This window comes from Streptococcus infantis (assembly GCF_019929575.1).
In the GTDB taxonomy this organism is placed as follows: Bacteria; Bacillota; Bacilli; order Lactobacillales; family Streptococcaceae; genus Streptococcus; species Streptococcus infantis_L.
In genome coordinates this window covers 1-756 of record NZ_JAHZPU010000073.1, presented here as the reverse complement: position 1 = coordinate 756, position 756 = coordinate 1, and the positions used below count along the sequence as shown (strand labels likewise).

The following is a 756-nucleotide window of genomic DNA, read 5'->3' as shown; positions in this document are numbered from 1 at the left end:
AGCTCAAACAGCTTGAAAGATACTCGCTTAATCAGAGGAACAACTTTGTTGCACTTGACTTGACAATTGGGGAAAAAATTTTTTAAGTAATTTTAAGTAACTCTGAAAGAAAAAATTGGAAGATAAAATAAAAAGACAAGGCTCGAAAACCTTGTCGTTATTACTATACCGGCGGCCGGGGTCGAACCGGCACGTCCTTGCGGACACTGGATTTTGAGTCCAGCGCGTCTGCCAATTCCGCCACGCCGGCAAATAGTAACTGGGGTAGCTGGATTCGAACCAACGCATGAGGGAGTCAAAGTCCCTTGCCTTACCGCTTGGCTATACCCCAATAATATAAAATAGGCGAGTGATGGGGATCGAACCCACGCATGCCAGAGCCACAATCTGGTGTGTTAACCACTTCACCACACCCGCCATAATTTTAAAACACGGGCAGTAGGAATTGAACCCACACTGAAGGTTTTGGAGACCTTAGTTCTACCTTTAAACTATGCCCGTAGTTAAGGTTATGGAAGGGGAGGGATTCGAACCCCCGAACCCGAAGGAGCGGATTTACAGTCCGCCGCGTTTAGCCTCTTCGCTACCCTTCCAAAATATTTAAATGGCGCGAGACGGAATCGAACCGCCGACACATGGAGCTTCAATCCATTGCTCTACCAACTGAGCTACCGAGCCTTATTGCGGGAGCAGGATTTGAACCTACGACCTTCGGGTTATGAGCCCGACGAGCTACCGAGCTGCTCCATCCCGCGT

The 756-nt window shown here is 48.4% G+C and carries 7 tRNA genes; all 7 read right to left on the bottom strand.

Going from position 1 to position 756, the window contains the following annotated elements:
- Positions 1–166: 166 nt before the first annotated feature.
- A tRNA-Leu gene (locus tag K1I67_RS09740) sits at positions 167–250 on the bottom strand.
- 9 nt (positions 251–259) lie between these two features.
- Positions 260–331, bottom strand: a tRNA-Gln gene (locus K1I67_RS09735).
- A gap of 13 nt (positions 332–344) precedes the next feature.
- A tRNA-His gene (locus tag K1I67_RS09730) sits at positions 345–417 on the bottom strand.
- 13 nt (positions 418–430) lie between these two features.
- A tRNA-Trp gene (locus K1I67_RS09725) sits at positions 431–501 on the bottom strand.
- Between the two features lie 11 nt (positions 502–512).
- Positions 513–593, bottom strand: a tRNA-Tyr gene (locus tag K1I67_RS09720).
- Positions 594–605: 12 nt separating this feature from the next.
- A tRNA-Phe gene (locus K1I67_RS09715) sits at positions 606–678 on the bottom strand.
- A 3-nt stretch (positions 679–681) separates the two neighbouring features.
- Positions 682–755 (bottom strand) — tRNA-Met (locus tag K1I67_RS09710).
- Position 756 lies beyond the last annotated feature (1 nt).